The organism is Streptomyces sp. NPDC017225 (assembly GCF_044331465.1).
In the GTDB taxonomy this organism is placed as follows: domain Bacteria; phylum Actinomycetota; class Actinomycetes; order Streptomycetales; family Streptomycetaceae; genus Streptomyces.
On sequence record NZ_JBIRNE010000018.1, the window covers coordinates 21222 to 45365 of the forward strand.

At 67.7% G+C, this 24144-nt stretch carries 23 protein-coding genes and 3 pseudogenes; 19 read left to right on the forward strand and 7 right to left on the reverse strand.

Features of this window, described 5'->3' with window-relative positions; all coding sequences use genetic code 11:
- Positions 1–294: 294 nt before the first annotated feature.
- From ACH4NX_RS30105 to ACH4NX_RS30115, 3 genes and pseudogenes are all read left to right on the forward strand, one after another.
- A complete protein-coding gene (locus ACH4NX_RS30105; RefSeq protein WP_398129425.1) occupies positions 295–618 on the forward strand; it encodes a hypothetical protein in 324 nt (107 codons plus the stop codon).
- Positions 619–878: 260 nt separating this feature from the next.
- A protein-coding gene (locus ACH4NX_RS30110; protein ID WP_398129426.1) for an IS3 family transposase occupies positions 879–2080 on the forward strand; the annotation gives its coding sequence in 2 pieces (ribosomal slippage) (positions 879–1170 and positions 1170–2080; 1203 coding nt in all).
- A gap of 30 nt (positions 2081–2110) precedes the next feature.
- Positions 2111–2689 (forward strand): annotated as a pseudogene (locus tag ACH4NX_RS30115) (transposase); the annotation flags it as partial.
- 22 nt (positions 2690–2711) lie between these two features.
- On the opposite strand, the gene ACH4NX_RS30120 reads toward ACH4NX_RS30115, so the two are convergent.
- Positions 2712–3122: a DUF6924 domain-containing protein gene (locus tag ACH4NX_RS30120; RefSeq protein WP_398129427.1), complete on the reverse strand. Its 411-nt coding sequence runs from the start codon at positions 3120–3122 to the stop codon at positions 2712–2714.
- Positions 3123–3191: 69 nt separating this feature from the next.
- Between ACH4NX_RS30120 and ACH4NX_RS30125 the strand changes: the two genes are divergently transcribed.
- Positions 3192–3545 (forward strand): hypothetical protein, encoded by a 354-nt coding sequence (locus ACH4NX_RS30125; RefSeq protein WP_351400568.1) that lies wholly within the window; start codon positions 3192–3194, stop codon positions 3543–3545.
- 230 nt (positions 3546–3775) lie between these two features.
- Here ACH4NX_RS30125 and ACH4NX_RS30130 read toward each other — a convergent pair whose 3' ends face one another.
- Positions 3776–5011: an IS701 family transposase gene (locus ACH4NX_RS30130; protein ID WP_398129428.1), complete on the reverse strand. Its 1236-nt coding sequence runs from the start codon at positions 5009–5011 to the stop codon at positions 3776–3778.
- A gap of 369 nt (positions 5012–5380) precedes the next feature.
- Between ACH4NX_RS30130 and ACH4NX_RS30135 the strand changes: the two genes are divergently transcribed.
- The 4 genes from ACH4NX_RS30135 (at position 5381) to ACH4NX_RS30150 (ending at position 8525) form a co-directional block, all read left to right on the forward strand.
- Positions 5381–5965: an ArsR/SmtB family transcription factor gene (locus ACH4NX_RS30135; RefSeq protein WP_398129429.1), complete on the forward strand. Its 585-nt coding sequence runs from the start codon at positions 5381–5383 to the stop codon at positions 5963–5965.
- Positions 5966–5979: 14 nt separating this feature from the next.
- Positions 5980–6168, forward strand: a complete 189-nt coding sequence (locus ACH4NX_RS30140; protein ID WP_398129430.1) for a hypothetical protein — start codon at positions 5980–5982, stop codon at positions 6166–6168.
- A 162-nt stretch (positions 6169–6330) separates the two neighbouring features.
- Entirely contained in the window at positions 6331–8010 is a 1680-nt protein-coding gene (locus tag ACH4NX_RS30145) for an ISAzo13 family transposase (RefSeq protein ID WP_398129431.1), read from the forward strand.
- Between the two features lie 203 nt (positions 8011–8213).
- Positions 8214–8525: a transposase gene (locus tag ACH4NX_RS30150; protein ID WP_398129432.1), complete on the forward strand. Its 312-nt coding sequence runs from the start codon at positions 8214–8216 to the stop codon at positions 8523–8525.
- A 630-nt stretch (positions 8526–9155) separates the two neighbouring features.
- Here the strand turns inward: ACH4NX_RS30150 and ACH4NX_RS30155 are convergent.
- The 4 genes and pseudogenes from ACH4NX_RS30155 to ACH4NX_RS30170 form a co-directional block, all read right to left on the reverse strand.
- Positions 9156–9693: pseudogene (locus tag ACH4NX_RS30155) on the reverse strand (transposase); the annotation flags it as partial.
- Positions 9694–9815: 122 nt separating this feature from the next.
- Positions 9816–10313, reverse strand: a complete 498-nt coding sequence (locus ACH4NX_RS30160; protein WP_398129516.1) for a transposase — start codon at positions 10311–10313, stop codon at positions 9816–9818.
- Entirely contained in the window at positions 10314–11201 is an 888-nt protein-coding gene (locus tag ACH4NX_RS30165) for a phosphotransferase family protein (RefSeq protein WP_398129433.1), read from the reverse strand. It lies immediately after the preceding gene.
- Positions 11198–12589: a helix-turn-helix domain-containing protein gene (locus ACH4NX_RS30170; RefSeq protein WP_398129434.1), complete on the reverse strand. Its 1392-nt coding sequence runs from the start codon at positions 12587–12589 to the stop codon at positions 11198–11200. Before ACH4NX_RS30170 ends, ACH4NX_RS30165 begins: the two co-directional genes overlap by 4 nt.
- Before the next feature lie 174 nt (positions 12590–12763).
- Between ACH4NX_RS30170 and ACH4NX_RS30175 the strand changes: the two genes are divergently transcribed.
- The 11 genes and pseudogenes from ACH4NX_RS30175 to ACH4NX_RS30225 all read left to right on the forward strand — a co-directional run.
- The gene (locus ACH4NX_RS30175) at positions 12764–13237 is read left to right on the forward strand and encodes an ATP-binding protein (RefSeq protein ID WP_398129435.1); all 474 of its coding nucleotides are present in this window, start codon (positions 12764–12766) and stop codon (positions 13235–13237) included.
- A gap of 41 nt (positions 13238–13278) precedes the next feature.
- Positions 13279–13731 carry a DUF6415 family natural product biosynthesis protein gene (locus ACH4NX_RS30180; protein WP_398129436.1) on the forward strand — a complete coding sequence of 151 codons (453 nt, stop codon included), beginning with the start codon at positions 13279–13281 and terminating at the stop codon, positions 13729–13731.
- The gene (locus tag ACH4NX_RS30185) at positions 13731–14204 is read left to right on the forward strand and encodes a DUF6302 family protein (protein WP_398129437.1); all 474 of its coding nucleotides are present in this window, start codon (positions 13731–13733) and stop codon (positions 14202–14204) included. Before ACH4NX_RS30180 ends, ACH4NX_RS30185 begins: the two co-directional genes overlap by 1 nt.
- A gap of 44 nt (positions 14205–14248) precedes the next feature.
- Entirely contained in the window at positions 14249–14374 is a 126-nt protein-coding gene (locus ACH4NX_RS30190; protein WP_398129438.1) for a DUF5999 family protein, read from the forward strand.
- Complete coding sequence (locus tag ACH4NX_RS30195; RefSeq protein ID WP_398129439.1) at positions 14347–15036, forward strand: hypothetical protein; 690 nt, start codon at positions 14347–14349, stop codon at positions 15034–15036. Before ACH4NX_RS30190 ends, ACH4NX_RS30195 begins: the two co-directional genes overlap by 28 nt.
- Positions 15037–15241: 205 nt before the next feature.
- A complete protein-coding gene (gene fxlM / locus ACH4NX_RS30200; protein WP_398129440.1) occupies positions 15242–16477 on the forward strand; it encodes a methyltransferase, FxLD system in 1236 nt (411 codons plus the stop codon).
- Positions 16478–16526: 49 nt separating this feature from the next.
- The gene (gene fxlA / locus ACH4NX_RS30205) at positions 16527–16718 is read left to right on the forward strand and encodes an FxLD family lanthipeptide (RefSeq protein WP_398129441.1); all 192 of its coding nucleotides are present in this window, start codon (positions 16527–16529) and stop codon (positions 16716–16718) included.
- Positions 16719–16808: 90 nt separating this feature from the next.
- Complete coding sequence (locus tag ACH4NX_RS30210; protein ID WP_398129442.1) at positions 16809–19874, forward strand: lantibiotic dehydratase; 3066 nt, start codon at positions 16809–16811, stop codon at positions 19872–19874.
- Positions 19871–21103 (forward strand): lanthionine synthetase C family protein, encoded by a 1233-nt coding sequence (locus tag ACH4NX_RS30215; protein WP_398129443.1) that lies wholly within the window; start codon positions 19871–19873, stop codon positions 21101–21103. The genes ACH4NX_RS30210 and ACH4NX_RS30215 overlap by 4 nt, the downstream gene beginning before the upstream one ends.
- Positions 21085–22074 carry a thiopeptide-type bacteriocin biosynthesis protein gene (locus ACH4NX_RS30220; RefSeq protein ID WP_398129444.1) on the forward strand — a complete coding sequence of 330 codons (990 nt, stop codon included), beginning with the start codon at positions 21085–21087 and terminating at the stop codon, positions 22072–22074. The genes ACH4NX_RS30215 and ACH4NX_RS30220 overlap by 19 nt, the downstream gene beginning before the upstream one ends.
- A gap of 344 nt (positions 22075–22418) precedes the next feature.
- A pseudogene (locus ACH4NX_RS30225) lies at positions 22419–22568 on the forward strand (IS701 family transposase); the annotation flags it as partial.
- A 395-nt stretch (positions 22569–22963) separates the two neighbouring features.
- On the opposite strand, the gene ACH4NX_RS30230 reads toward ACH4NX_RS30225, so the two are convergent.
- On the reverse strand, positions 22964–24142 hold the full coding sequence (locus tag ACH4NX_RS30230; protein WP_398129445.1) for a cytochrome P450: 1179 nt from the start codon (positions 24140–24142) through the stop codon (positions 22964–22966).
- Between the last annotated feature and the right edge of the window lie 2 nt (positions 24143–24144).

Here is a 24144-nt window from a genome sequence, read left to right on the forward strand (position 1 = left end):
ACGCCATGACCGTAGCGCCGCATTGCCTGGCTAACCGCAGTCTCACGCCGCGCCGAACATCCCGCTCACCGGCATCCCAGCGAAAGCCAATCCGGTCGTGATATCCCACCGCCGCCACCGCGTCGAGCGCGCCGCCGCTCGTCAAGACTGGCACCGTCTTGGCCGGCCTGCTCGCCCTGACGGCCTCGCGTCGCTGGGCCCGCCGGCGCGGCCTGCATCCCAGGCCTCCCGGCTAACCGCCGCCCACCGGAGCGTGATACCCGCCCATTCCACTCTCAGCCCGAGGGCACTGCCATGACCAACCTCCGCCCCGGCGACCGAACGTTCGCCTTCACTGCGGCCGCCTCTGTTCTTGTCGTGATCCAAGCCCCCGACGAGCAGACAGCCCGCGCCACCTACGAGCAGATCAACACTGAGACGTTCGCCATCGCGTTCACCACCCGCGTCGGTCATGGCCTCGACGCCCTCACCCTGGCAGACGACACCCCGGAGCTGCATCAGGTCGACGGTGAAGAGCCCGTGGAGAACTGCCCCCAGCCCGACTGTGGAGGCTACCTAATCAACAACTGGTGCACCGACGCCGACTGCCCCACCGCTAACTTGATCTTTAACGTGTGACGTCGAACGGTGCGTCGTACTTGATCACTCGGTTCGGTAACTGCCGTATGGGGAAGTGGCCTTCGTCTGAACATGTGCTCCGGCCAAGGAACACACACGTCCTGCATGAAGGCCGTGAGGACGAGTCTGCTGCATCGCGATGTCCGGCAGGAGCCGGTAGCCGAACTGTCGCGCTTCCGGGGTGAGTTCTACTCGGGCCTTGACCCTTGATCCTGGACACACGAGACACTGGATCCTGAGGATCTGAGAACGGACATCTCGTGGTCATGAAGAACTATCCGCCGCAGTTCAAGGCGGACGCGGTCGCGCTGTACCAGTCGCGGCCCGAGGCGACGATCAGACAGGTCGCCGCCGATCTGGGGATCAACCCCGAGACCCTGCGGAACTGGGTCCGGGCGGCCGGAGCGAGCCGGCCCCGGGGGCGCCGGGCGGAGGTGTCGGCGGAGCCGCCGATGCCGTTGGAGGCGGAGAACGCCGCTCTGCGCAAGAAGGTCCGTGAGCTGGAGGAAGAGCGCGAGATCCTGCGGAAGGCGGCGAAGTATTTCGCCGGGGAGACGCGCTGGTGAACCGCTTCCAGTTCGTCGCCGACCACCACCGCCGCTACGGCGTGAAGCGGCTGTGCACCATCCTCGGCATCGCCCGCTCCAGCTTCTACTACTGGCGCCGCACCGCCGCGGACCGGGCCGCTCGCAAGGCGGCCGACGCCCGCCTCGCTGCCCGGATACGGGCCGTGCACCGCGAGTCGGACGGCACCTACGGCGTCCCCAGGATCACCGCCGAAATCCGCGAGGCAGGCGAGCGCGTCAACCACAAGCGGATCGCGCGCGTGATGCGAATCATCGGCTTGGCAGGCGTGCACTTGCGCCGCAGCCACCGCACCACGATCACGGACCCGGCCGCGGCGAAGGCCCCGGACCTGATCGGCCGCAACTTCACGGCACGCAAACCGAACACGAAGTACGTCGGCGACATCACCTATCTCCCCGTGGACGGCGGGAAGTTCCTCTACCTGGCCACCGTCATCGACCTCGCCTCACGCCGCCTGACCGGCTGGGCGATCGCAGACCACATGCGCACCGACCTCGTCACCGACGCCCTGGCCGCCGCCGAACAAACCCGCGGCAACCTCGCCGGGGCGGTCATGCACACCGACCACGGGGCCCAATACACCAGCCGGGCCTTCGCCGACGCCTGCCGCCAGGCCGGCGTCCGTCAGTCCATGAGCGCGATCGGCTCCAGCGCGGACAACGCTCTCGCCGAGTCCTTCAACGCGACGTTCAAACGCGAGACGCTCCAGGGCCGAAAGCGCTGGTCCAGCGAGCGCGAGGCCCGCCTCGACGCGTTCCGCTGGCTGCACCGCTACAACACCCGACGCCGCCACTCCCGCCTCGGACAACGCAGTCCCATCGCCTACGAGACAGCACTCGACACAACATCAACTACCCTGGCCCAAGCCGCATAGCCCGTGTCCAAGATTCCGGGTCAAGGCCCGTTCGCCTTCGACGAGTTTGGGCCCCTGGGGATCAGACCCATCGCAGGCTCCTGCTGGGCGAAGCAGGGCAAGCCCGACCGCCTGCCGGCAACCTACCGCCGCACCCACGGCGTCACCTACTTCCACGGCTGCTACTCCGTGGGCGACGATCGGCTGTGGGGCGTCAACCGACGCCGCAAGGGCACTGCCAACACACTGGCCGCGCTGAAATCGATCCGCGCCGCCCGGCCAGACGGAGCCCCGATCTACGTCATCCTGGACAATCTCTCCGCCCATACCGGAGTGGACATCCGCCGCTGGGCGGAGAAGAAAAAGGTCGAGCTGTGCTTCACTCCGACCTACGCCTCCTGGGCCAACCCGATTGAGGCCCACTTCGGCCCGCTGCGGCAGTTCACCCTGGCCAACTCGAACCATCGCAGCCACCCCGCGCAAACCCGGGCCCTGCACCGATACCTGTGCTGGCGCAATACCAATGCCCGCCACCCCGACGTCCTTGCAGCCCAGCGCAGAGAACGCGCCCGCATCCGCAGCGAAACGGGCATCCGCTGGGGCGGGCGCCCCCTCGCACCCGCAGCCTGAACACCGCCTGGCGGCCAGTGACTCAGAAGCCTCGGAAAACGCCGTCGTCGTCGACGGCGCCGGCGAACTCCTCGAAGTCCATGTTCGCCTCCGAGAGGTTGTTCTCGATGCTCCACAGCTCGGCTGCCACAACGCGGACACACCGCCCACGCTCACGCCGCAGATCCACTACGAGAAGCGGCAAGTCAGTCGAGGCGACAGCTACAGGGTCTGCAAGGACAAGAAGTGGATGCTGATACTCCGCCGGGATGAGGCCGAGGGCCGACTCGGGCGTCAAGCCCTCGTATCTCCGGTCATCGACAAGTGCGACGTTGGCCAAGAAGCCGTCCCTGCTGGGCGAGTACAGCGCCGCCCGCAGAGCGTCCCAAGCACCGTCTGCCGAGAAATCGGTGCGCACAACGAGGGCTTCCAAAGTGCATGGGAACTGATGCATGCGCGGACAGTACCGCTGTGACTGAGTCCTCTAGTTGGCCAGTTGAGCGAGACCCGGCAGGGTTGGCACATGACACGCGATGACCTCTGCGAGATGCTCTCCGAGCAGACGCCTGCATGCGGCCCCGCGCGGGAGGCCCTGCTCTCCGGAGGAGCCTTCGACGTCTGGGAGGGCCTGGTCCCCGTCGGCCAGCTCTTCCACACCTACCGGGTTCGCCACCGGGTCGCGCAGAGGCACGGGCAACCAACGCTCGGCCTCGATGAGACGCTCGGCATTCTCGACGCCGCAGAAGACGAGGTTCTTCGCATCGGCTCGATCAGGACGGCAGATGGGCATTGGGCGTTCGTGCTCTTCTTCAACGCCGCTGCCACGACAGTGCTGGCCTGCGCTGGCGTCGCCCGCACCTCGCACGACGGACACTGACAGAAGCCGAACACCCAGCTGGCCAACTACAACGCTCAGTGGCCAACTAGAACGCTCAGTCACAACCGCCAACCCGGTGAACCAATCCGGTCACAGCACTGTAGTGCTTCGTTAGGTTCTGCGCTGTCTGTGGCGGCCTCGTCGGGCGGGCAGGGGGCGTCCGCAGGTGGAGCAGGTACCGGCCCAGCACCTCAGCAGGTCCTGAAGGACGTCGAGGACCTGGTAGAGGGTCAGGCCGGTGTGTGGACTTTTGGGTCGAGCCGCCTGAGGGTGAGGAAGGCCTGGGCGGCGGTGACGAGGGTGACGTGGTGGTGCCAGCCGCGCCAGGTGCGGCCCTCGAAGTGGTCCAGGCCGAGGCCGTGCTTGAGTTCGCGGTAGTCGTGCTCGATCCGCCAGCGCATCTTCGCCCACCGCACCAGGTCGGCGACCGGAGTCGAAGCGGGCAGGTTCGATATCCAGTAGTCCGTCGGAGCGTCCTGGCCGTCCGGCCATTCGACCAGCAGGGTCTGGGTGGGCAGGACTCCGTTCCAGTGGTTGCGGCCGCCGCCCGCCTCCTGGGCGGCAGCCAGGGACTGCTTGCCCGCAGGCCGGACGGTCAGCACCGCGAACCGCGAGGTCATCGCGCCTTTGCTGCCGCGGCGCCAGGTCACCTCGGTGAACCGGCCGGCACCGGCCTTCGCCGCAAGGGCGGAAACGGCTCGTGGTGGGGTGCGGTAGCGGGGCAGGGTCGGCGGACCGAGCCCGCCGTAGACGGGCTGGTGCGGCGCGGCCTCCTCCGGGTGAGCGACTTCCTTGCCGGTCAGCGCGAGGACGTAGGACAGTCCTCGCTCCTCGAGACCGAGGCGGAAGGGGGTACTGACGCCGTAGCCGGCATCGGCGACCACCACCAGCGCCTTCAACCGCCAGTCGGTCAGGCTGTCGAGCAGGCCGAGCGCGAGACGCCACTTCTCCTGGTGGACGACGCCGTCGGGGACACCGGCCCGGCGACAGCGGTCCGCTTCGTCCGTCCACTCGCGCGGCAGATACAACTCCCAGTTCAGCGGGCAGGATGCGGTGTCGGTGGCGGCATGGACGCTGACCGCGACCTGGCAGTTCGCCCGCTTGCCGACCGCTCCGCAGTACTGACGAGCCACCCCGACCGATGCTCTGCCGCACTTGGGGAACGACACGTCGTCGACCACCCACACCTCCGGCGTGATCACCTCGGACAGCCGCTCAGCGATCCGCCGCCGCACCGGCAGCGGATCCCATGGCGACTGGTTCACGAACTGCTGCAGGGCCTGCATGTTCCCGTCCGGCAACCGCTCGGCCATCGGCTGGACCGACTTCCGCCGGCCATCGAGCATCAGGCCCCGCAGATAACACTCGCCCCAGCGCCGCTGATCCCGACGCGGCAACGACCCGAACACCTCGGCAACGAACCCCGCCAACTCGCCCCGGATCCGTTCCACTTCCCCCAGCTTCACTCTGGGAGGCTGCCCACCACCAGCCGAGATCACACAACGTAACGAAGCACTACTAGCGGCCTGCGTACCAGTTGTTGCAAATCTCGGTGATGTCGACCACGACGAACGTTCACCTCGCCATCCAGGTGCCCATCGGCCTTCCGAGCTATGGGACGAGGAACATGAGCAGCTCCGCGCGACCAGGTCCCTCGATTCCGGACTCCACCCAGGCCAGTCGACAAAATGCGCATCCATCCATATCGTCACTAATAGGGTTTAACATGCCGAAATTGCACTACTCCACTGGGCGCTGCGAGGTGTAACAACTCACAAAGAACCGGCTGCAAAAGGTCCATTGCAAATATGTCTTTGCGGCGCTACTTTGTAGGCATGAACGAGCACCAGGATCCACTGGTCCGCAGTCTCGACGCCCGATCCCTTCGTGGGCTCGCACACCCACTGCGCATGCAGCTGATGGCTGCCTTGCGCTACGGCGGTCCGGCCACCGCGTCCCAACTCGCCGAAAAACTGGGCGAGTCAAGCGGTGCCACCAGCTACCACCTGCGACAGCTCGCCGTTCACGGCTTCATTGAGGACGCCCCCGAGCGCGGCAAGGGCCGGGAGCGGTGGTGGAGGGCGGTTCACAAGGGCCTGCGCTTCGACGATGCGCTACTCACGGACGCCAACCCGGACGTTCGAGGGGCCGCCGACATGTACCTGCACGAGGTCGCGACCGCCCAGACCCGGGATCTGTCGACCTGGCTCGGCAACCGCGAGGCATGGCCGGAGGAGTGGAACCGCGCCTGGGACATGAGCAGCGCGACGCTGCAACTGACGCCCGAACTGACCCGGGAACTCGTCGAGAAGATGCACACACTCGTCGACACCTACCGCGACCGGGCCGCCGGCGAGGACGACGCCAACACCGCCCAGGTACGCATCCACACACACGCGTTCCCCCTCACCACAGAATGAAAGGCCACAGTCCGATGCACCCCGAGACCTACCTCGCCCTTCACTACGCTCGCGCCGCCGACCTCCGTGCCCAAGCCGACGCATACCGCCTCGCCGCAGCGGCCTGGCGCCCCCGGCATCTCCGTAGCCGCCTTGGCTGGACCCTTGTGGAAGTCGGCCTGCGGCTGGCCGCCGCACCCAAGGCGGCAGCGGCCATTCCTTAGTGTTAACCGCTGCGAACGCCGACAGGCCAACCCATCCGGTCACAGCGGCGTTGGCCGGGCCCCAGGTGGGAGCGGCGCGGAACGGCCGAGTTCTGGAGTGCAGCCTAAGGGCTTGCCGGGAAACAAGTCGTGGCTTCCGGCTGCGGGGATCGTTGTTCTGGTATGGGGAGACCGGAGGGGATCGAGACCGTCCTGGCTGCGAAGTTCCAGGCGTTGTTGCCGCATCTGGACGAGCGTCAGCGTCGACTGGCCATAGGGGCGGAAGCGCGGTCGCTGGGGCATGGCGGGATCAGGCTCGTCGCCGCTGCGGCCGGAGTGCGGGAGGGCACAGTCTCGCGCGGGGTGGCTGAACTTGAGTCCGGTGAGACCCCGTTGGGGCGGGTCCGTCGTCCTGGTGGAGGCCGGAAGAAGGCGACCGAGCTGGATGCGGGGCTGCGGCCGGCGTTGTTGGCTTTGGTCGAGCCCGACGAGCGGGGCGATCCGATGTCGCCGCTGCGCTGGACGACGAAGTCGACCCGGAAACTGGCAGTGGAGCTGACCCGGCAGGGCCACCGGGTCTCCGCCGACACCGTCGCCGGCCTGCTGCGGGAGGAATGCTTCAGCCTGCAGGGCAACGCCAAGACCCTCGAGGGTGCCCAACACCCGGACCGGAATGCCCAGTTCAACTACCTCAACGAGCAGGCACGTAATCACCGGGACGCCGGTGACCCGGTGATCAGCGTGGACACCAAGAAGAAGGAGCTGATCGGCGACTACAAGAACGCCGGGCAGGAATGGCGGCCCGCCGGACACCCTGTGAGAGTCAAAACGCACGACTTCCCCGGCCAGGCCGAGAAGGCGATTCCGTACGGGATCTACGACCTGGCGGCGAACACCGGCTGGGTCAGCATCGGCACCGATCACGACACCGCGGCGTTCGCCGTCGCCTCGATCCGCCGCTGGTGGCAGGCGGTCGGCCAGCACGACTACCCCCACGCTCGCCGTCTGCTGATCACCGCTGACGGCGGAGGTTCCAACGGCTACCGCACCCGCGGCTGGAAGACCCACCTGGCCGACCTCGCCGCCGAGACCGGCCTGGAGATCACCGTGTGTCACCTGCCTCCCGGCACCTCCAAATGGAACAAGATCGAGCACAGGCTGTTCTCCCACATCACCATGAACTGGCGCGGCAGGCCCCTGACCAGCCATGAAGTCATGCTCCAGACCATCGCAGCGACGACCAGCCGCACCGGCCTGACGGTGCACGCCGAACTCGACAGCGGCGAATACCCCACCGGCATCCGCATCACCGACGAGGCCATCGCCGCCCTGCTGATCACACGCCACCGCTTCCACGGAGACTGGAACTACACCTTTCACCCCGCAGACCATCAACCAAGCCCACGCCTGCCCCGGCAACGCGGGCGGGCAGTCGAGGGCTCTCGCCCCCTCCCGCTCCACGACCTGCAGCACCCTGAGCTGACCGGCATGCCCCGCAAGCAACTCAGCGACCTCATCGAAACCTTGATCCCCGCGCTGGAGAAGCACCGCGAACAAGTCCGCCAAGCAGCCCGCGGCGGCCCACGCCGCGTCGCCCCGGGCACCGGCCGCAAACCCACACTCACCCCCGCCGACCAGATCCTGGTCACGATCCTCTACCTGCGGAAACACTCGCTTCAGGAGCTTCTCGGCCAGCTCTTCAACACCACTGCCATGACCATCAGCCGTGCAGCGAAAGACGTCCGTCCACTCCTGGAAGCCAACGGTGTCCGCCTCCCTGCTTCAACAGCCCGTTTCCGGACACCGGACGACGTCGCCCGGTTCCTCGACCTTGACGAAACCAAGATCAAACCAACGTGTTGATTCCCGGCAAGCCCTAAGGGCGTGCAGATTTGTGATCCGGAGGGTTGAGCGGCCTGTGCCGACTGTTCGCGATCACGCATCGGGTGTTCTCGTGATGTGCTCTTGGAGCTGTTTTCGTACCTGTCCGCGCTGCTGATCGAGGAGGTCGAGCGACAGCCGGACGAGGTAGTACTGCGGGCACGCGTGCGGTCGACGACGGCACGGTGCTGATCGACATGGCCACCCACCGGCCGCTGCATCTCCACGACGGCCGCGACGGCGAGGACCTGGCCGCCTGGCTCCAAGGCCATCCCGAGGTGAAGGTCATCTGCCGGGACCGCTCCAGTGGTTACGGGGAGGGCGCGCGGGTCGGGGCGCCCCAGGCACAGCAGGTCGCGGACCGATATCACTTGTGGGCCAACCTCGGCCAGGCGGTTGAGAAGACGGTCAACGCCCACCGCTCCCACCTGGCCGAACCGCTTGCCGCAGCGGAAGACGGCCCTGGCCACCCGGAAACGGAGCCCGAGGTGGTGTAGCCGTCCAAGGAGCTGAAGATCGTGACCCGACTGCGGTAGCAGCATGCCGTCGCCCACGAGCTGCGGGCCCAGGGGATGTCGAAGGCGGTGATCGGCCGGAAGCTCGGGCCGCACCAGGCCACCGTCCGCAAGCTGGTCAACGCCCGCTCCGCTGATGATGTCGTCGCCAAGACCCTGCAGCGGGCGCATGTCGTCGACCCGTACGTCGGCTACCTGCACCGACGCTGGAACGAAGGCATAAGAAATGCCGCACAGCTCCACCGAGAGATCCAAAAACTCGGCTATCCCGGAGGCGAGTTGGCCGTCCAGCGTCAGCTGCGGCGCTACCGCACCGGGCGCGGGTATGCACCCGCCGTCGGCCCCAAGCCTCCCTCGGTCCGCGAGGTCACCTCATGGATCATGACCCATCCCGAACACCTCCACGACGGCGATGCCGACAAGCTGCACCGCCTGCGTGAGCGCGACCCCGAAATGGACCGGCTCACCGGCCACGTCAGGAAGTTCGCTGTCATGATGACCGCACGCCAAGGCGACCGGCTCGAAGAGTGGATCGCCTCGATCTCCTTCGCAAACGCGTCTTGCTCGCACGGTGACGACCTCCGCGCTGGATCACAAGATCGTCGACAGAACCCTGACCTTCACGTTCACGCAGTCGATGAAGACGACCGGGTAGACGCTGTCCAGGGGACGGTTCTGTCATTCCGCCATGCCGGCCATCACGCTGTCGGTGATCGTGGAGATCGCGGACTTGGAGATGTCCGCTCCGTAGCCCTCGGCGAGATGCGCGGAGATCTCCCCGTGCGTCAGCCCTTTCGCCGACAGGAACAGAACCATCTCGTCCACCCCGCCCAACCGGCGCTGCCGCTTCTTGACCAGCTGCGGTTCGAACGACCCAGCCCGGTCCCGCGGCACCACGATCTCAACCGGCTCCGACTCAGTGATCACCGTCTTCGACCGGTGCCCGTTGCGGTAGTTCTCCCGGCCGCCTTCGGCCCGCTCACCGGGCTCATGGCCCAGATGATCGGTGAGCTCGCTCCAGCGCGGACTCCAGCACCCGCTTCGTCAGCTGCTGCAGCAGGCCGCCCTCCCTGGTGAGCTTCACCCCACCAGCCTGAGCCCGGGCCACCAGCTCGGCAACCAGCCCGCCATCCAACGGCGCCCGTCCCACTCACCACCGCCTTCATATCACTCGTCACGTCAGTCATCAACTGTCGCTTCAAACTCGAGAGTTACACCGCTCACCGGGACCTTCCAAGATTTTCGTAGGCGTTGATCGCCCGTGACTGTGCGTCAGTTGAGCAGGATGATGTGACACAGGAGGCGGTGGGCGGCACGGCCATACATCTGCCGCTTGAGGAGCTTGATCTTGGTGTTGGCACCCTCGGTGCGGCCGTTGTGGTGGGGCAGGGTGAGGGAGGCGTCGACGGCGGTTCGGTCGCGCTCCAGGCCGTTCGCGAAGGAGTGGAGAAAGGGCAGGTCAGCGCTGCGGCTCCGGGTGATCCAGGCCGTCAGCCTCGCCGCGTTGCCCTCGCGCGGGATGAGTAGGTCGGCAAAGGCATGGATCTGGCCGGTCAGTACGGCCATGTCGGGGCAGGCGTGGGCGAGCTGGTTGCGCAGAGTGTGCTGGTCCTCGTCGAGGCGGTCGGGGTGGCGGGTGAGCAGGCCGGTGACCTTGCAGGGGAAAGGGCAGCGTGGTCGGCCTCGACGCGACCTTGGTTGATGTAGAGGACCAGGAGGTCGGACGGGAAGCTGAACAGAAACGGATGGGGCGCCCTGAAACGCCCCCAGTCAGAGGATTCCCTTCCATGACCACGGCCGGGGGCCGGATCGACCACGCAGACAGTCGATCCGGTGCTGCGCCTGGGGGATCCACTGTGCGTTGCTGGCTGCGTGCTGGGCTGCGTACGTCACCATCCGCAGCTCTCGGGCTCGCGCGAGGATGGGGTAGCCCTCCCACTCCGTCACATCATGGCTGTAGGTCGCACAGAACTGGTCGTACTCGCGCGTGCTGACGGCACCCGTAGTCTTTGCCCGTACGGCGGTGGACACGAGATCCCACTCCGGGGGCCCAACAGAGAAGCGCTCCAGATCTATCATCAGGACCCCGTCGGCCGTGCGGACGATGTTGCCGGGCCAGGCGTCGCCGTGCACAGCCCGGTCGGGGAGACCAGCCGGCCGCCCGGCCCAGGCCGCTGCGAGGTCGCGGTGAAGGTCCTGCAGCCACTCTTTGTCGTCGTCGCGGATCGTCGTGGCCGCTTGCAGCCGTTCGCCGACCCGGACGAAGGGATCGAGGTACCCCAGTTCGATGTCTGGTGTGGGCAAGGAGTGGAGCTGTGACAGGAGTTGGGCGACTTCTTGGACGGATCCGTGCTCTGGCGGCGGAAGTTCGACCCAGAAGGTCACGGATCTACCGTCTGCCTGAACCGGCTGCTCCACGTCGATCAGGCGAACAGCCGGGACGTTCTCCTGGGCGAGCCAACGTGCGACGCGCACCTCGCGGGCCGCTGCAGCACTCTGGCCTTCCGGTGCGATCCGCACGATCACCCGCTGATGAGGTAGCCGCCATATCTGGTTTTCGGCCAGGCGTAGAGGTTCCGCTCCGTCGGAGTCCAATCCGACCGTTGAGCATGCCTGCTCCAGGACGTGGCGCGCAGGTGCGGCTGCCGAAGAAGTCATGCGGAAACCGTAGCGGCGATCCGCTCTCGCAGCCCCGAAGCCTCTTGGACCCCCCGGTGCTTCGAGGCGAAACGGCCGAGCTGCCGTAGATCGTCGGCAGCTCGCCGGGAGGTGAGCCGGCCAACCTCGTCCAAGGCGTCGTGGCCGAGCGCCGCCGCCTGGCGAGGGTCGCCCTTGGCCATGATCAGGGAGGCCAGTTTGGTCCGCGAGATCGCTCGGGACCGCTTGTAGGCGTCGGTGTGTCCCTTCACCGCTGTGTCGAATCGGCGGGCTGCCCGGCCCGGGTCCTGTCCCGCAAGGATGGCGAGATCAAACAGGGCGTGAGCCGTGTCCCCGTTGTGCTGCGCCTCGTCGTAGTAGGCCATCCACGGCGATTCTTCGGCGGGCCTGGCCCGGGTGAACGCTTCATCCGCGGCGCCGACGGCCGCCATGGTGTCGCGGACGTTGCCCATCTTCCCGAAGGCCCTGGCCCGTGCTGTGTGAAGCATCGCCTGCTCCGTCGCGGTCAGACGGTCGGAGCGCACGAGTCCCTTCTCGGCGTAGGTGAGGCCGTCATCGGGGGCTCCGATCCATACGGCTTGCCGTGCGAGGAACGAGTACGTCTTGGCTCGTAGGTGCCAGTCGCCGGCTTCCTCGGCGCAGTCTGCTGCGAACCGGAACGTCTGGGTGGCTTCAGCGTGGTGGTAGGCATCGAAGGCAGAGGCGCCGACCACGATGCCGAGTCGCGATACAGCGGCGAACAGTTGGGTTCGCAGGTTTTCGGGGCACTGCGCTTGTAGCAGGCCGGCCGACCACTGCATCGCTCGACTGGCTACGTCACGCACCATGCCACCGCCGCCCAGCTCGTTGTCCATGCCGCTGATGGCGGTGGCCGCTGCCAAGACCTGGTCGATGTGGCTCGGGTTGACGTTTGCCGGGAGAGACAGCTCGGCGGGGGCGAAGACGTCGGTGAGGTCGAGGGGGGCTAGGGCGGCGAGGCCGCTGATTTGGAGGAACGAGCGTCGAATCACGGGCTCATGGCTCCCAGGGCGAGGAGTTGGTTCGTCTCTGCCCAGGATGCGGCCTGTCGGCGCCTGAACGGGTTGCTCCCCTCTGCGCTTGGCAGCCTTTTCGGCATCAGCCCGTTCTTTATCGGCATCACGGTTGACGAAGGCCATCGGCCACGCGCGGTCAAGCAGCCCTCCCGTGTGGAGCACATCGTCGAGCCGTTGAGCCACGTCGCGACGGCAGCTCGGGTATTTCCCCTTCTCGATCGACAAGATCATGTCGTCGCTGACCTGTACTAACCGTCCCAGCTCCTTGGCTGACAGTCCCTGCTCCAGGCGCAGTCTGCGCAACTCGTTCCCAAACCACTCCTGGGGGGACGCCCCCGGGTCGAGCTGCTTCATCGGCTGCGGCATGTTCTGTCCCCGAAGTCGTTGATGCCGAACTTTTCACCTGTCGGCATCAGGCTCTGCACGTTCTCGGTGCGCTCTGCCTAAATGGTTGCTGATCGGTTCCAGTCCAGTACACACCGCAACCACCCCTGATGAAGGGGTTCTGGCAGAACGGAGGAAGCAGCGATGGAACTACTCGTCGACCCCCGCAAGCGGGACGCTTCTGTTCGAGCCACGTCCAGAAGCGTGGACGGCCAACTCGACATGAGTTTCGACGTCCGGGCTGAAGACCTGGGGACCGTCCGGGACATCGTTGCAACGCACCTCTGCTGGTGGCGCGTCGACAACGACACCGTGCACCGCATGCTGACCGTGGTCAACGAACTTCTCACCAACGTCTTGCAGCACACTCCTGCGGATGCCGACGGATGCCGGATGGCCAGTCTGCTCCTCCAGAAGGTGCCGGACGGTGTCACCGCCGTCGTCCGCGACCAGGACCCTTGCCCGCCTGTGTACACGTCTCCGGACCTCCTTGCCGAAGAGGGGCGCGGACTGATGCTGCTGCGCGCCTTGGCTGACGACACTTCCGTGTCCGTGACTTCAGCGGGCAAGGACGTGTGGGTCTTCCTAGTGGCCCCGGAAACTACCGAGCACTTCTAGCCCCCCTCACGGCCGGCACTTGGCCCTCTCCAGGAGTTTCGATGTCCCTCACCGTTCTGGTCCCGGAGAACGACGTGGTTCCTCCGCCAGCCGACGAGCCCGGCACACCGAAGTGGACACTTCCACTCGACGCAGAGGGCTTGAGGTGCGTCCTGGAACGGATCAAGGACTGGGAATCGCTTGACGTGGAGGAAGTCTGCGACGACCTCGACACGGCAATCGGAAACCAGCCGCCGCCCGTCGCGACGACCGGCCCCCTGGTCGACCGCCTCCGCGGCCACCTGAAGCAGCTCAGCGACATCGCCGTCGCGGACGAGCGGTACCCGCCCACCGCGGCGATGGTCCAGCTCGTCGAACAAGGGCTCTCCTTGCGAGGCGAGTACACACCGGTCGCATACCGGCAGGCTGTCGGCCTTGCTCGTCGCCTGGCCTTCGTGACCTCCGACCTGGTCGAAGAGCTGATCGAAGCCCGCTACCTCAAGGGGCCGGAGTGATGCACAGCCCCAACTCCGTGAGGCACCCGGCGGTGACCGCCGAGGTGATGGCCGGCCCACGAGACGCGTACGACTTCGACTTCTACGAGCAGCGGATCGCCGACACCTGGCTCTTGGAGAAGAGCGTCGCTGTGCGCACTCTGCGCGTGCCGTTCCTCGCGGTCCCCGTCGGAGGCACGAGGCAAGGCGGGTACTATCCGGTGCCGTGTCTTTGCGTCGGGATCAAGGTCCGTGACCTCCTGCTGGAGCATCCTGGCTTCCCCAATGCGCGCCTGCGGTTGTCGACCCACCCGGATACCTGCGCCGTTGTCGAGTGGGGAGAGAGACCACCGACGCTGTGGGGCAACCGCGACGACACCACCCTTGGACGCTTCTACGGCTACAGCGAAGCAGCCATCGCCGACTTCGTACCGCAGCGCCTTACGACTCCCTCTTCGACAATCTCCGTTCCGTGTTCCCCCACGGCACCGTAGCTCGCCGAAGAGGGCCCGACTTCCCACCCGAGAGGACGAGCACCATGTGTGCGCACAACCCGCCGTGCCCCACGGCTGAGCATCCGGACAGGGAGGCCGCGCGCCCCTTCGCTCACCGCCCTGAACAGGGCTGGAGTCCGCTGTGCGACACAGTGAGCGCAGCCGCGTGAAGCGGGCCGGCGTAGCGCCGAGACTCGTCCCGTACATCACCTCGCGAGAGGGCGAGTACGGCGGGCTGGAGTCGGAACTCGCGCTGAGCATGAACGCCTTCGGCTCCGTGCGTCTCGCCTACCAGGACGAAACCCCGACCGACCGTGGGCCGCGCGGTGAGCTGTGGGCGCGGTGCTCCCAGTCGCTCAATGCTGCCGGGAAGCCGACGGGCAAGCCGCGGTGGCGCTTGGTCAACCCCATCCGGCAGCGGGAGGCGATGGAGCAGCTTCGGTGCCAGGTCGGCTTCTGCCCGGCCGAGACCGACCGGGGGTACATCTTCCTCGCCGGGGCCGCGGAAGACGCGTCTCACCGAGCTGGTGAACCGGTGAGGACGGCGCAGCCGCCGGTGTGCCTGAAGCATCTGCGGCCGGCCATAGAGCTGTGCCCGCACCTTCGGCAGGGGCACGTCGCCTTCCGCGCGCGGGCGACAGCGGTCTGGGGCGTCATCGGCTCCCGGTACCGCCTTACCGCCACCGGCCTGGAGCCGCTTCCGGTCGAGGACGACGATGGGCCGGTGGCGTACGAGCACCCACAGTTGGGCTGGTTCCTGGCGAGCCAACTCGTGTGCGAGCTGCGGGACTACGAGGTCGTCAATCTGGACGATCTCATGCCCGCCGCATAGACGGCCGCCTGACGGCCCTGAGTGATACGGACAGGTCCGCCGGGCGGCTCACCACCGGCGCCAGAGCACTCGCGCGCCGTCCATAACGCCACCGCCCAGCTTGGCCAGTCCGGCGAGAACGGAGATCGTTCGCCGATAACCTCCCGGCCCACCGGCACGCGGTGCTGGTCTACCTCCCCCGAACACGAACGACCGAAGGAAGTTCATGACGAACACGACCGTCGAACCCGACGAGGCGACCCGCCTGCGGAACAAGGTGGTGGACGAACTGTGCGCGGACGGCAACATCTCCTCCCCGGAGATCGAAGCGGTGATGCGCAAGGTGCCCCGGCACGAGTTCATCCCCGACACCTCGCTGGACAAGGCGTACGACCCGTACGCCGCCGTGATCACCAAGACGGACGAGCACGGTGTGCAGCTCAGCTCTGTGTCCGCACCGCAGATCCAGGCCATGATGCTGGAGCAGGCCCAGGTGAAGTCCGGGATGCGGGTGCTGGAGATCGGCTCGGGCGGCCTGAACGCGGCCTACCTCGCTGAGCTCGTCGGCGAGGACGGTGAGGTCGTCACCGTGGATATCGACCCCGTCGTCACCGATCGGGCGCGCCGGCTCCTGGGCGAGCAAGGCTACAGTCGGGTGCACGTCGTCACCGCCGACGCCGCCGAGCCCATTCCGGAGCTCGGCGAAGTCGACGTGGTCATGGTGACTGCCGGGGCCTGGGACATCTCCCCGGCGTGGACCGCGCAGCTCAAACAGGGCGGCCGGCTCGTGGTGCCGCTGCGGATGCGGGGTTTGACCCGGTCGGTTTCCTTCACCCGGATCACGGGCGAGCACGGTCCCTACCTGGAGAGCGAGTCGGCGCGGATCTGCGGCTTCGTCCCGATGCGGGGCTCGACCGCCCACCGGGAAGAACTCCTCCTGGTCAACGGCACCCCGGAGATCGGGCTCAAGTTCGATGATGGCCTGCCGGCCGACCCGCACCGGCTCGACAACGCCGTCGCGACACCGCGGCACGAACTGTGGACCGGGGTCACCGTTCGGATCCAGGAACTCATCGACACCCTCCAGATGGCAATGGCGATCAGCCTGCCGGGCTTCTGCACGATGGCTGTCGATGACGACCTGGACACGGGCCTGGTCGCCCCCGTGAACAAGCGGTTCGCCCTCGCCGCCGTCGAGGACGACACCTTCGGCTACCTCGTCACCCGCCGCACCGAGGACAACAAGCACCTGGAGTACGGCGTGCACGCTCTCGGTCCGAATGCGAAGCAGTTCGCTGACAAGATCGCTTACGTGCTCCGCGACTGGGAGGCCAACAGGCGCGGCGGCCCCGGCCCGGTCATCCGGGTCTATTCGGCCAACACCCCCGATGACCAGATCCCGGCCGACCGGGTCATCGACAAGGTGCACAGCCGGATCTCGCTCTCCTGGCCCGCGGCGTAACGCCGGGAGCCAGGTCGTCCCGCACATCCCAACAAGAGGAAGGCACACCATGACGAGCGCCACTCTGGCCCCGCCCGCCCCGCTGGCAGGCCTGGACGACGACTTCGCGCCTCTGGACGTGAAGGTCGTCATCGCCGAGCACCCGTACGGCAAGCTCATGTGCTCCACGGGCGACGGCTGCGGCACCACCTGCGCGACCGGTGCCTCCGCCTGCGGTTCCTTCACGGAGGACCCGGCCTGATCCAGGCCGTCCTCACCGGTGGGCCGGGCGAAGCACTTCGCCCGGCCTGCCATCCCCTCTCCTACCCGCGCCGCCTCATGGAAGGGCCTCATGGCTTCCCGAGCAGTCGCCAACTACGAGTGGCAAGGCGTTGCGTTGCTGCGCGCCACCACCAGCCCCGGGCCGGCAGACATCCCTCGTACCCTCAATCTGGACAACGTGGCCGTCACCCGCGGATGGCTGAGCCGCGTCTGGCAGCGCGGGGACTTTCGCAGCGCGCTGGAGCTGGCAACTCCCGTCCTGTCCGACGCCATCGAGGCAGTCGTCCAGGGCAGGCAGACCAAGCCCCGTCAGGTCCGCCGCACGGCACTGTCGACGGTCTCCTACCTTCTGCGATGGCAGCACCGACCGACTCCGCTCGGCTTGTTCGCCGGCACCGCGCCGGTGTCTGTCAGGCCCCGGGCGAGCGCGCGGTGGCGCGACAAGCACCGCGCGATGATTCGGCCGGATGCCGAATGGGTCACCGAAATGGTCCTCCGGCTCCAGCGCACCCCCGCATTACTGAAGCGGTTACCGCTGGTCGCCAACAACGCCGCCCGCACCCGCGGTGACCGGCTCGTGGCGCCGGGCCCGCCCTCTGACGGCCACGCCGTCCTTCTGGCCCCGGTCGAGATATCCGTCCGCAACGCCCGGCCGGTGGCCGTCGCCATGGACGCGGCCCGCACCCTCATCCCCTACAGCGACCTCCACGGCCATCTGCGCGACGGATTCCCGCAGGCCACACCCGAGAAGATCGACGCTCTTCTCACCAGTCTGGTCGAGCAGCAGTTCCTCATCACCAGCCTGTGGGCACCCATGACCACCGTGGACGCCTTCCAACACCTGTGCCGCGAACTGAAACGGCACCAAGCGGACAACGTCCCCGAGGTGCGGGACCTGGTTCACGCGCTGTACGCGCTGAGCGACGACGTGTCCACCCACCAGCCGACACTCTCCGGCACCAGCGCGAGCGCCCTCGCCGCGCGGATGCGAGACCTCACCCCCGTGACTCCGACACCGCTGTTCATTGACACCGCCCTCGACTGCGAGACCCAGCTCCCGCAGACCGTGATCGCGGAAGTACAAGCAGCCGTGTCCGCCCTGTACCGGACCACCCCGCAGCCCTACGGCTACCAGCACTGGCGCGACTACCACAGCCGGTTCCGGGCCCGGTACGGCGTCGGCGCCCTGGTGCCGGTTATGGAGCTGGTCTCCGACAGCGGCCTGGGCCTGCCCGCCGGATACATCGGCTCCGAACGTTCCGCCGCCCTGAAACTGCGCACCGACCGCGATGAACTACTGGTGGCTCTGCTGCAACAAGTCCTCCTGGACGGCCGCGATGAACTCCGGCTCACAGACGACATGGTCGAGGCGTTGGAGAAGGCTGCCGGAAGCGACGACCGGCTGTTCGTACCCCGCGTGGAGGCCGCCTTCGAAGTGCACTCCTCCGGCACCACGGCTCTGTCACACGGTTCCTTCGACGTCGTGCTCACGTCAGCGCCTCGCCCCGGTAGCAGCATGGCTGGCCGATTTGCTCACCTCCTGCCACCCGAGCATCAGGACGCGCTCGCCACCACGTACGACGGAGCGCCGGGCGGTCTCACGGCGCAGCTCGTCTTCCCGCCGCGCCGACACCGCAACGAGAACGTCACCCGTACACCGCGGCTGCTGCCGTACGTCATCGAACTGTCCAGCCACCAGGAGGCCGACGAGACGACGATCCAGCTCGCCGACATCGCCGTCACCGCGGACCCGCGCAGCTTCCACCTCGTACAGCTCTCAACCGGCCGGCCAATCGACGTGCGAGTCCTGCACGCGCTGGAGGGCGGGACCCAGACCCCACCGCTGGCCCGCTTCCTCGCCGAAGTGGCCAACGGACGGTACGCCGCCTACAAGCCGTTCGACTTCGGAGCCGCCTCCCGGCTCCCGTTCCTTCCACGGGTGCGCTACCGCCGCACCATCCTCGCTCAGGCCCGATGGCTACTGACGGCCGACGACCTGCCCGGACGTACAGTCCCGACGGAGGAGTGGGAGCACGCCTTCACCGCCTGGCGCGGCCGACTGAGGGTTCCGCTGCAGGTCGCCATCATCGAGTACGACCAGCGCCTCCCCCTCGACCTGTCCCACCCGGTCCACCGCCGGGTACTGCGCGCACACCTCGACAGCACCCGCCGCCTGGAGCTGCGCGAGGTACCGGACGGGGACGCCCACGGCTGGATCGGGAGGGCACACGAAATCTGGCTCTCCCTGGGCCGGTCCCAGTCCGACACCACCGACGCCCCCCGGTTCCGCCCCACCACGCCGTCGGCTCCCGAGCGGCACCTCCCAGGAGCCGGGGAGGTCTTCCTTGCGCAGCTCCATGCCCACCCGCGCCGCTACGACGAGATCCTGAGCCGATATCTGCCCCACCTTCTCGCCGCGTTCGGTGAGACACAGCCGGCCTGGTGGTTCACGCGGCACCGGGAGATGGCTCGCCCGGATGCCGACCAGCATCTCGACCTCATGCTGCACCTGCCGCAAGGCGCATACGTGTCCGCCGCCCAGCACTTCCGTACCTGGGCAGACAGTCTGCACGGGCTCGGGTTGGCGTCAGGGCTCGTGCTGGCTCCCTATCAGCCGCAGACCGGGCGCTTCGGCGGCGGAGCGGCCATGGACGCCGCGCACCAGGTGTTCGCGGCGGACTCCGCCGCCGCCCTCGCGCAGATCCAGCTCGCCGAGCGCACCGACGCCTTCGCCCCGCAGGCCCTCGCAGCGGCCAGCGTCCTGCACCTCGTCACCCCCCTGGCGCCGACCACCGCCGCAGCCGAGGAGTGGTTGGTACGCAACCTTCCCAAGGGTCAGGGACGACTGGACCGGGCACTGCGTGGCCAGGTACTCGAACTCACTGCGCCGAACACTGCCTCCGCTCTCGCGGCCCTCCCCGGCGGCTCTCTGCTCACCAACGCGTGGCGAGCCCGTGCCGCCGCCGTGGAGACCTACCGGAACACCTTGACCGGCGAGCGTGATCCGCTCGATGTCGCCCGGTCGCTACTGCACCAGCACCACGTCCGGGCCCTGGGCGTCGACCCGCGCACCGAGGAGACCACGATCCGGCTCGTACGAACCGCGGCCCTTCAGCACCGGATGGCGACCCGATGACCGCGCAGGCCGCCACCGCCGCGGCGATCCTGGAACAGTACGCCGCCCATCTGGCGCAACCCTCTGCTCCGCCCTCGAACGAGCCCTGGGCGGTGCAGTCCCTCGCCGACGGCGCCGCCGGAATCAGCCTGCTACACATCGAGATGGCCAGCCGGTACGGCGGCTCTTGGCGGCCTGCCCACCGATGGATCACCACCGCAGCGGCCGGGCACATCAGCGCGGCCGACACGACCGGGCTGTTCCTCGGTGCCCCGGCCGTCGGCTTCCTCCTCACCACCGTCCCGCCGCCCTTCCAGCACCTGTACGCCTCCGCTCGCACCACCCTCGACCAGCACATCACCGACCTGACCCAGCGCCGCGTCGATGCCGCGCTGACCCGCATCCGTAAACGCCACCTGCCCACGTTCGCCGAGTACGACCTCTTCTACGGTCTCACCGGTCTCGGGGCGTACTTCCTGCGCACCGATCCCGAAGGGCCCGCCCTGGAGAGGGTCTTGCGGTATCTCGTCACACTGACCCGGCCGCTCGCGCCCGGCCGGCGCGGCTTGCCCGGCTGGTGGGTCCGCCATGACCCGGCTCGCGGGGAGTCACCCCACTTTTCTGGCGGGCACGGCAACTTCGGTGCCGCGCACGGCATCACCGGCCCGCTCCTCCTCCTGGCCCAGGCCATGCGCCGCGGTATCACCGTCAGCGGCCACCGAGAGGCCATGTGGACCATCTGTGAACACCTCGACGCATGGTCCCAGCCCGGGCCCGCCGGCCCCTGGTGGCCCGAGTACATCTCGCGCAACGACCTTGACCGCGGACACCCTCACCACGACGCCCCCGTCCGGCCGAGCTGGTGCTACGGAACGACGGGCATCGCACGGGCCGGGCAACTTGCCGGCCTCGCCCTGCGCGCTCCCGACGTCCAGGCGTTCCACGAGGACGCCCTGTACCGAGCCCTGACCGATCCCAAGCAGCTCGCCCAGGTCACCGACCCTGGCCTGTGCCACGGCTGGGCAGGCATCTACCAGACCGCCGTCCGCGCAGCCGCCGACGCGCTCGACCCCCGGCTACGCACCCTCCCGACGCGCCTCGGGGCCATCCTCGCGGCGCAGGCTCGGCCCGGCACCGTCCCGGCGGCGGGGCTGATCAACGGTGATGCCGGTACCGCGCTCGCCCTCACCACCTTCGCCTCGCAGCAGGCCCCGATCACCGGATGGGACGCATGTCTCCTGATCAACTGATCCAGGCGGAACCGAGTCCGATCCAGCACGCGGTTCTCGCCGTCCTAACCGGTCTTCCCATCGCCGACACGGCACACCAGTACCGGATACACCCCACGACCCTGTCCGACGCCGCCGCCGTCTATGACCAGGCGGGCCGGGATGCCCTGGCCCGCCACGCCGCCACCGGCGACTGGTGGCAGGCTTACATCCACTTCACCGACTGGACGAACGCGGACGCCACCTTCACCACGCACGTGCTGCCCTTGCTGCAAGAAGCGGAGGCCGACGGCACCCTCGACGGCTGGTGGTACACCAGGAAGCACCCCTGCTGGCGTCTGCGCCTCCGCCCACGACCTCGGATCGGAGCCAAGCTCGACATCGGTGACGGCCTCGACCGCCTCGTTGTAGATGGACACCTGCAACGGTGGTGGCCCGGCATCTACGAGCCGGAGACCGCAGCATTCGGCGGCGCGACCAGCATGACAACCGCGAACTCTCTCTTCATCACCGACAGCCGGGAGGCTCAGCGGCTGCGGCGGCGTGGCGACCTTGCCGTCGGGCCAAGGGAACTGTCCGTCCTCCTCTGCACGATCATGATGCGCGCCGCCAGACTGGAGTGGTACGAGCAGGGAGATGTGTGGCATCGCGTCATCACGAAGGAACACCGATCGGCCATCAGCGCCGTACCCGCAGAACGGCTTGACGCCCGTGCCCAGGAGATCCGCTCTCTGCTACTCGCCGACTGTGATGCCCTGCTGCGTTCCGGAGGACCGCTGGAGCCTGTCGCCGAGTGGGCAGCCGCCTTCCGCAGCACGGGGCAGGCTCTCGGTCGCGCCGTACAGGACGGGACACTCGACCGGGGGCTGAGGCAGGTGCTCAGCTATCACGTGATCTTCCACTGGAACCGGCTCGGGCTGTCCATGCGAACACAGAGCATCCTGGCTTGGGCGGCGAGGGCGGCGATCCTGGACCAGGACAGCGGTTCCTAGTCTTTGAGTTGCGCGTTCGACCTTCTCCAGGACGCCGTTGGTGTGACATCCCATGAGTTTCCCTGAGCCCGCCGACGTTCTGCTCCCGTGGCCACGGGTTCCACCTCGTCCAGGAACACCTGGCTGGCTGTGCACAGGCGCTGACCATGTACTTCCTGTTCCTGGAGCTGCGGCCCAGGGTCGAGACCCACCGGATGACGAGCCGCGTGGTCGAGTGCCCGATCGATGAGATGAACAGGCCGCGCGGCTACAAGGATGCGGCTCTGCGGTTCCCACAGGCCGTGCCCGAGGTCAAGACGCTGGTCCCCGGCTGGGGCGGTCAACTGGCTACGTGCCGCATGTACGACCTGATCCCACTGACCTGCAACGAGAACCAGCGCCTGTTCACCACACTCGTCACCCAGCCCATCCACACAGCCGCACACCGGCTCCGCTGGTCCGACTGGCGACGCCGCCGTCAAGCCCGGGCCCGCACCTGCCACTACCAGCGCTAGGCCGCCCACCAACCATGAAGATCACGATCTACGGCTGGAGCCTGCAGGAGCTCCGCGGCCGTTGAGGTCACGCGTGCGACCTCGTTGGGCTGTGGGCGGGGGCGGATAGTACTCACGGCCATACTCTCGCAGACGCTGGACGCGGTCGAGGACCTGAAGAGCGACCCTCAGACTGCTGTTCTGGGGAAGGAAGTCGAGGCCTTCCGGGCCGACGCCGGTGTTCGGCAACCATACGGAGCCGTCCTCTAGGAGGCGGCCAATCTCGACCGACTCGTCACAAACCTGGGGTCAAGGGCCTCGACAAGCACTTGATCCGAACCAGCGCAGAGCGATGCCGTCATCGCGACGTGAGTGCTCTTCAGCCGGGGCCATACTCGAGCCCCTGTAGTTCGTGGTTACGCCAGGACGGGGAGCGACGCAAGTCCGCGGACGAGACGGGTGCGCCGCCAGTCCAGTCGATCAACCGGTATGGCAAGGCGGATACCGGGGAACCGGGTCAGCACTGCTCGCAGGGCGATTTCCAGCTCGGCCTTGGCCAGGGGCGCGCCGACGCAGCGGTGGATCCCGTGGCCGAAGGCGAGGTGGGCAGCCGCGTTGCGGTCCAGGTCGAGCTGGTCCGGCACCGGGAACCGCGCTGGGTCGCGGTTGGCTGCCCCGAGGGCGACCAGGACAGGGGTGTCTGCTGGGATATCGGTATCGCCGAGCGGGACGGCTTCCGTGGTGTACCGGAAGGTGGCCGTGCTCACGGGAGAGTCGAAGCGGAGCAGTTCGTCCAGCGCGACTGGGACCTCCTCCAGATTCACCCGCAGGCGATCCAGCGCAGCCGGGTGCAGAAGCAGCGCGAGGACGGCGTTGCCCAGGGCGTTGGTGGTGGTCTCGTGGCCGGCCACGAGCAGCAGCACGGCCAGAGAGACCAACTCCTCTTCGCTCAGATGGTCGTCTCCGTCGCGAGCCGAAATGAGTCGGTCGAGGAGAGAGCTGCCGGGGTCCGAGCGCTTGGCGGCGATGAGGCCCGTCATGTAGTCGGCCATCGCGTGCGAGGCTGCGTCGATGACGTCGGGCGCCCCTGCCGCGAACAGCTCGGCGGACCAGCGCTGGACATCGGGCCGGTCGGCATGCGGAACTCCGAGCAGTTCGCAGATCACGACGACCGGCAGTGGCACCGCCAGGCCGGCCACGAAGTCGAACGGCTCATCTGCGGGCCACTGGTCCAGCAGTTCGTCGGTGAACCGGGCGATGAACGGGCGCAGCTCCGCGACGGCCCCGGTGGTGAACGCCTTGGTCACCAGCTTGCGCAACCGGGTGTGCTGGGGCGGGTCGCTCGCCAGCATGGTGTGGGCTACCGCGGGGTGTAGGCGGCGCCGTGACTCCTTGCCCGCGAAGAAGACGGCCGTGTCCTTCGAGAGTCGGGCGTCGCCGAGGGCTTCTCTGGCTTCCGCGTAGCCGGTGACCAGGTAGCTGGGACGTCCGCCGGAGCCGGAGCGTACGGGCTGTACCGGGCACGTGGACCTCATGGCCGCGTAGGCCGGATAGGGGTCCTGGAGGAAGCGGGGGTCCTGAGTCGGGTCGGTCATGA

Excerpts from the sequence above, each read along its gene's own strand:
- ACH4NX_RS30105 (WP_398129425.1), top strand. The coding sequence starts at position 295 with ATGACCAACCTCCGCCCCGGCGACCGAACGTTCGCCTTCACTGCGGCC.
- ACH4NX_RS30120 (WP_398129427.1), bottom strand. The coding sequence starts at position 3,122 with ATGCATCAGTTCCCATGCACTTTGGAAGCCCTCGTTGTGCGCACCGAT.
- ACH4NX_RS30125 (WP_351400568.1), top strand. The coding sequence starts at position 3,192 with ATGACACGCGATGACCTCTGCGAGATGCTCTCCGAGCAGACGCCTGCA.
- ACH4NX_RS30135 (WP_398129429.1), top strand. The coding sequence starts at position 5,381 with ATGAACGAGCACCAGGATCCACTGGTCCGCAGTCTCGACGCCCGATCC.
- ACH4NX_RS30140 (WP_398129430.1), top strand. The coding sequence starts at position 5,980 with ATGCACCCCGAGACCTACCTCGCCCTTCACTACGCTCGCGCCGCCGAC.
- ACH4NX_RS30145 (WP_398129431.1), top strand. The coding sequence starts at position 6,331 with ATGGGGAGACCGGAGGGGATCGAGACCGTCCTGGCTGCGAAGTTCCAG.
- ACH4NX_RS30165 (WP_398129433.1), bottom strand. The coding sequence starts at position 11,201 with ATGACTTCTTCGGCAGCCGCACCTGCGCGCCACGTCCTGGAGCAGGCA.
- ACH4NX_RS30170 (WP_398129434.1), bottom strand. The coding sequence starts at position 12,589 with ATGAAGCAGCTCGACCCGGGGGCGTCCCCCCAGGAGTGGTTTGGGAAC.
- ACH4NX_RS30175 (WP_398129435.1), top strand. The coding sequence starts at position 12,764 with ATGGAACTACTCGTCGACCCCCGCAAGCGGGACGCTTCTGTTCGAGCC.
- ACH4NX_RS30180 (WP_398129436.1), top strand. The coding sequence starts at position 13,279 with ATGTCCCTCACCGTTCTGGTCCCGGAGAACGACGTGGTTCCTCCGCCA.
- ACH4NX_RS30185 (WP_398129437.1), top strand. The coding sequence starts at position 13,731 with ATGCACAGCCCCAACTCCGTGAGGCACCCGGCGGTGACCGCCGAGGTG.
- ACH4NX_RS30190 (WP_398129438.1), top strand. The coding sequence starts at position 14,249 with ATGTGTGCGCACAACCCGCCGTGCCCCACGGCTGAGCATCCGGACAGG.
- fxlM (WP_398129440.1), top strand. The coding sequence starts at position 15,242 with ATGACGAACACGACCGTCGAACCCGACGAGGCGACCCGCCTGCGGAAC.
- fxlA (WP_398129441.1), top strand. The coding sequence starts at position 16,527 with ATGACGAGCGCCACTCTGGCCCCGCCCGCCCCGCTGGCAGGCCTGGAC.
- ACH4NX_RS30210 (WP_398129442.1), top strand. The coding sequence starts at position 16,809 with ATGGCTTCCCGAGCAGTCGCCAACTACGAGTGGCAAGGCGTTGCGTTG.
- ACH4NX_RS30215 (WP_398129443.1), top strand. The coding sequence starts at position 19,871 with ATGACCGCGCAGGCCGCCACCGCCGCGGCGATCCTGGAACAGTACGCC.
- ACH4NX_RS30220 (WP_398129444.1), top strand. The coding sequence starts at position 21,085 with ATGTCTCCTGATCAACTGATCCAGGCGGAACCGAGTCCGATCCAGCAC.
- ACH4NX_RS30230 (WP_398129445.1), bottom strand. The coding sequence starts at position 24,142 with ATGACCGACCCGACTCAGGACCCCCGCTTCCTCCAGGACCCCTATCCG.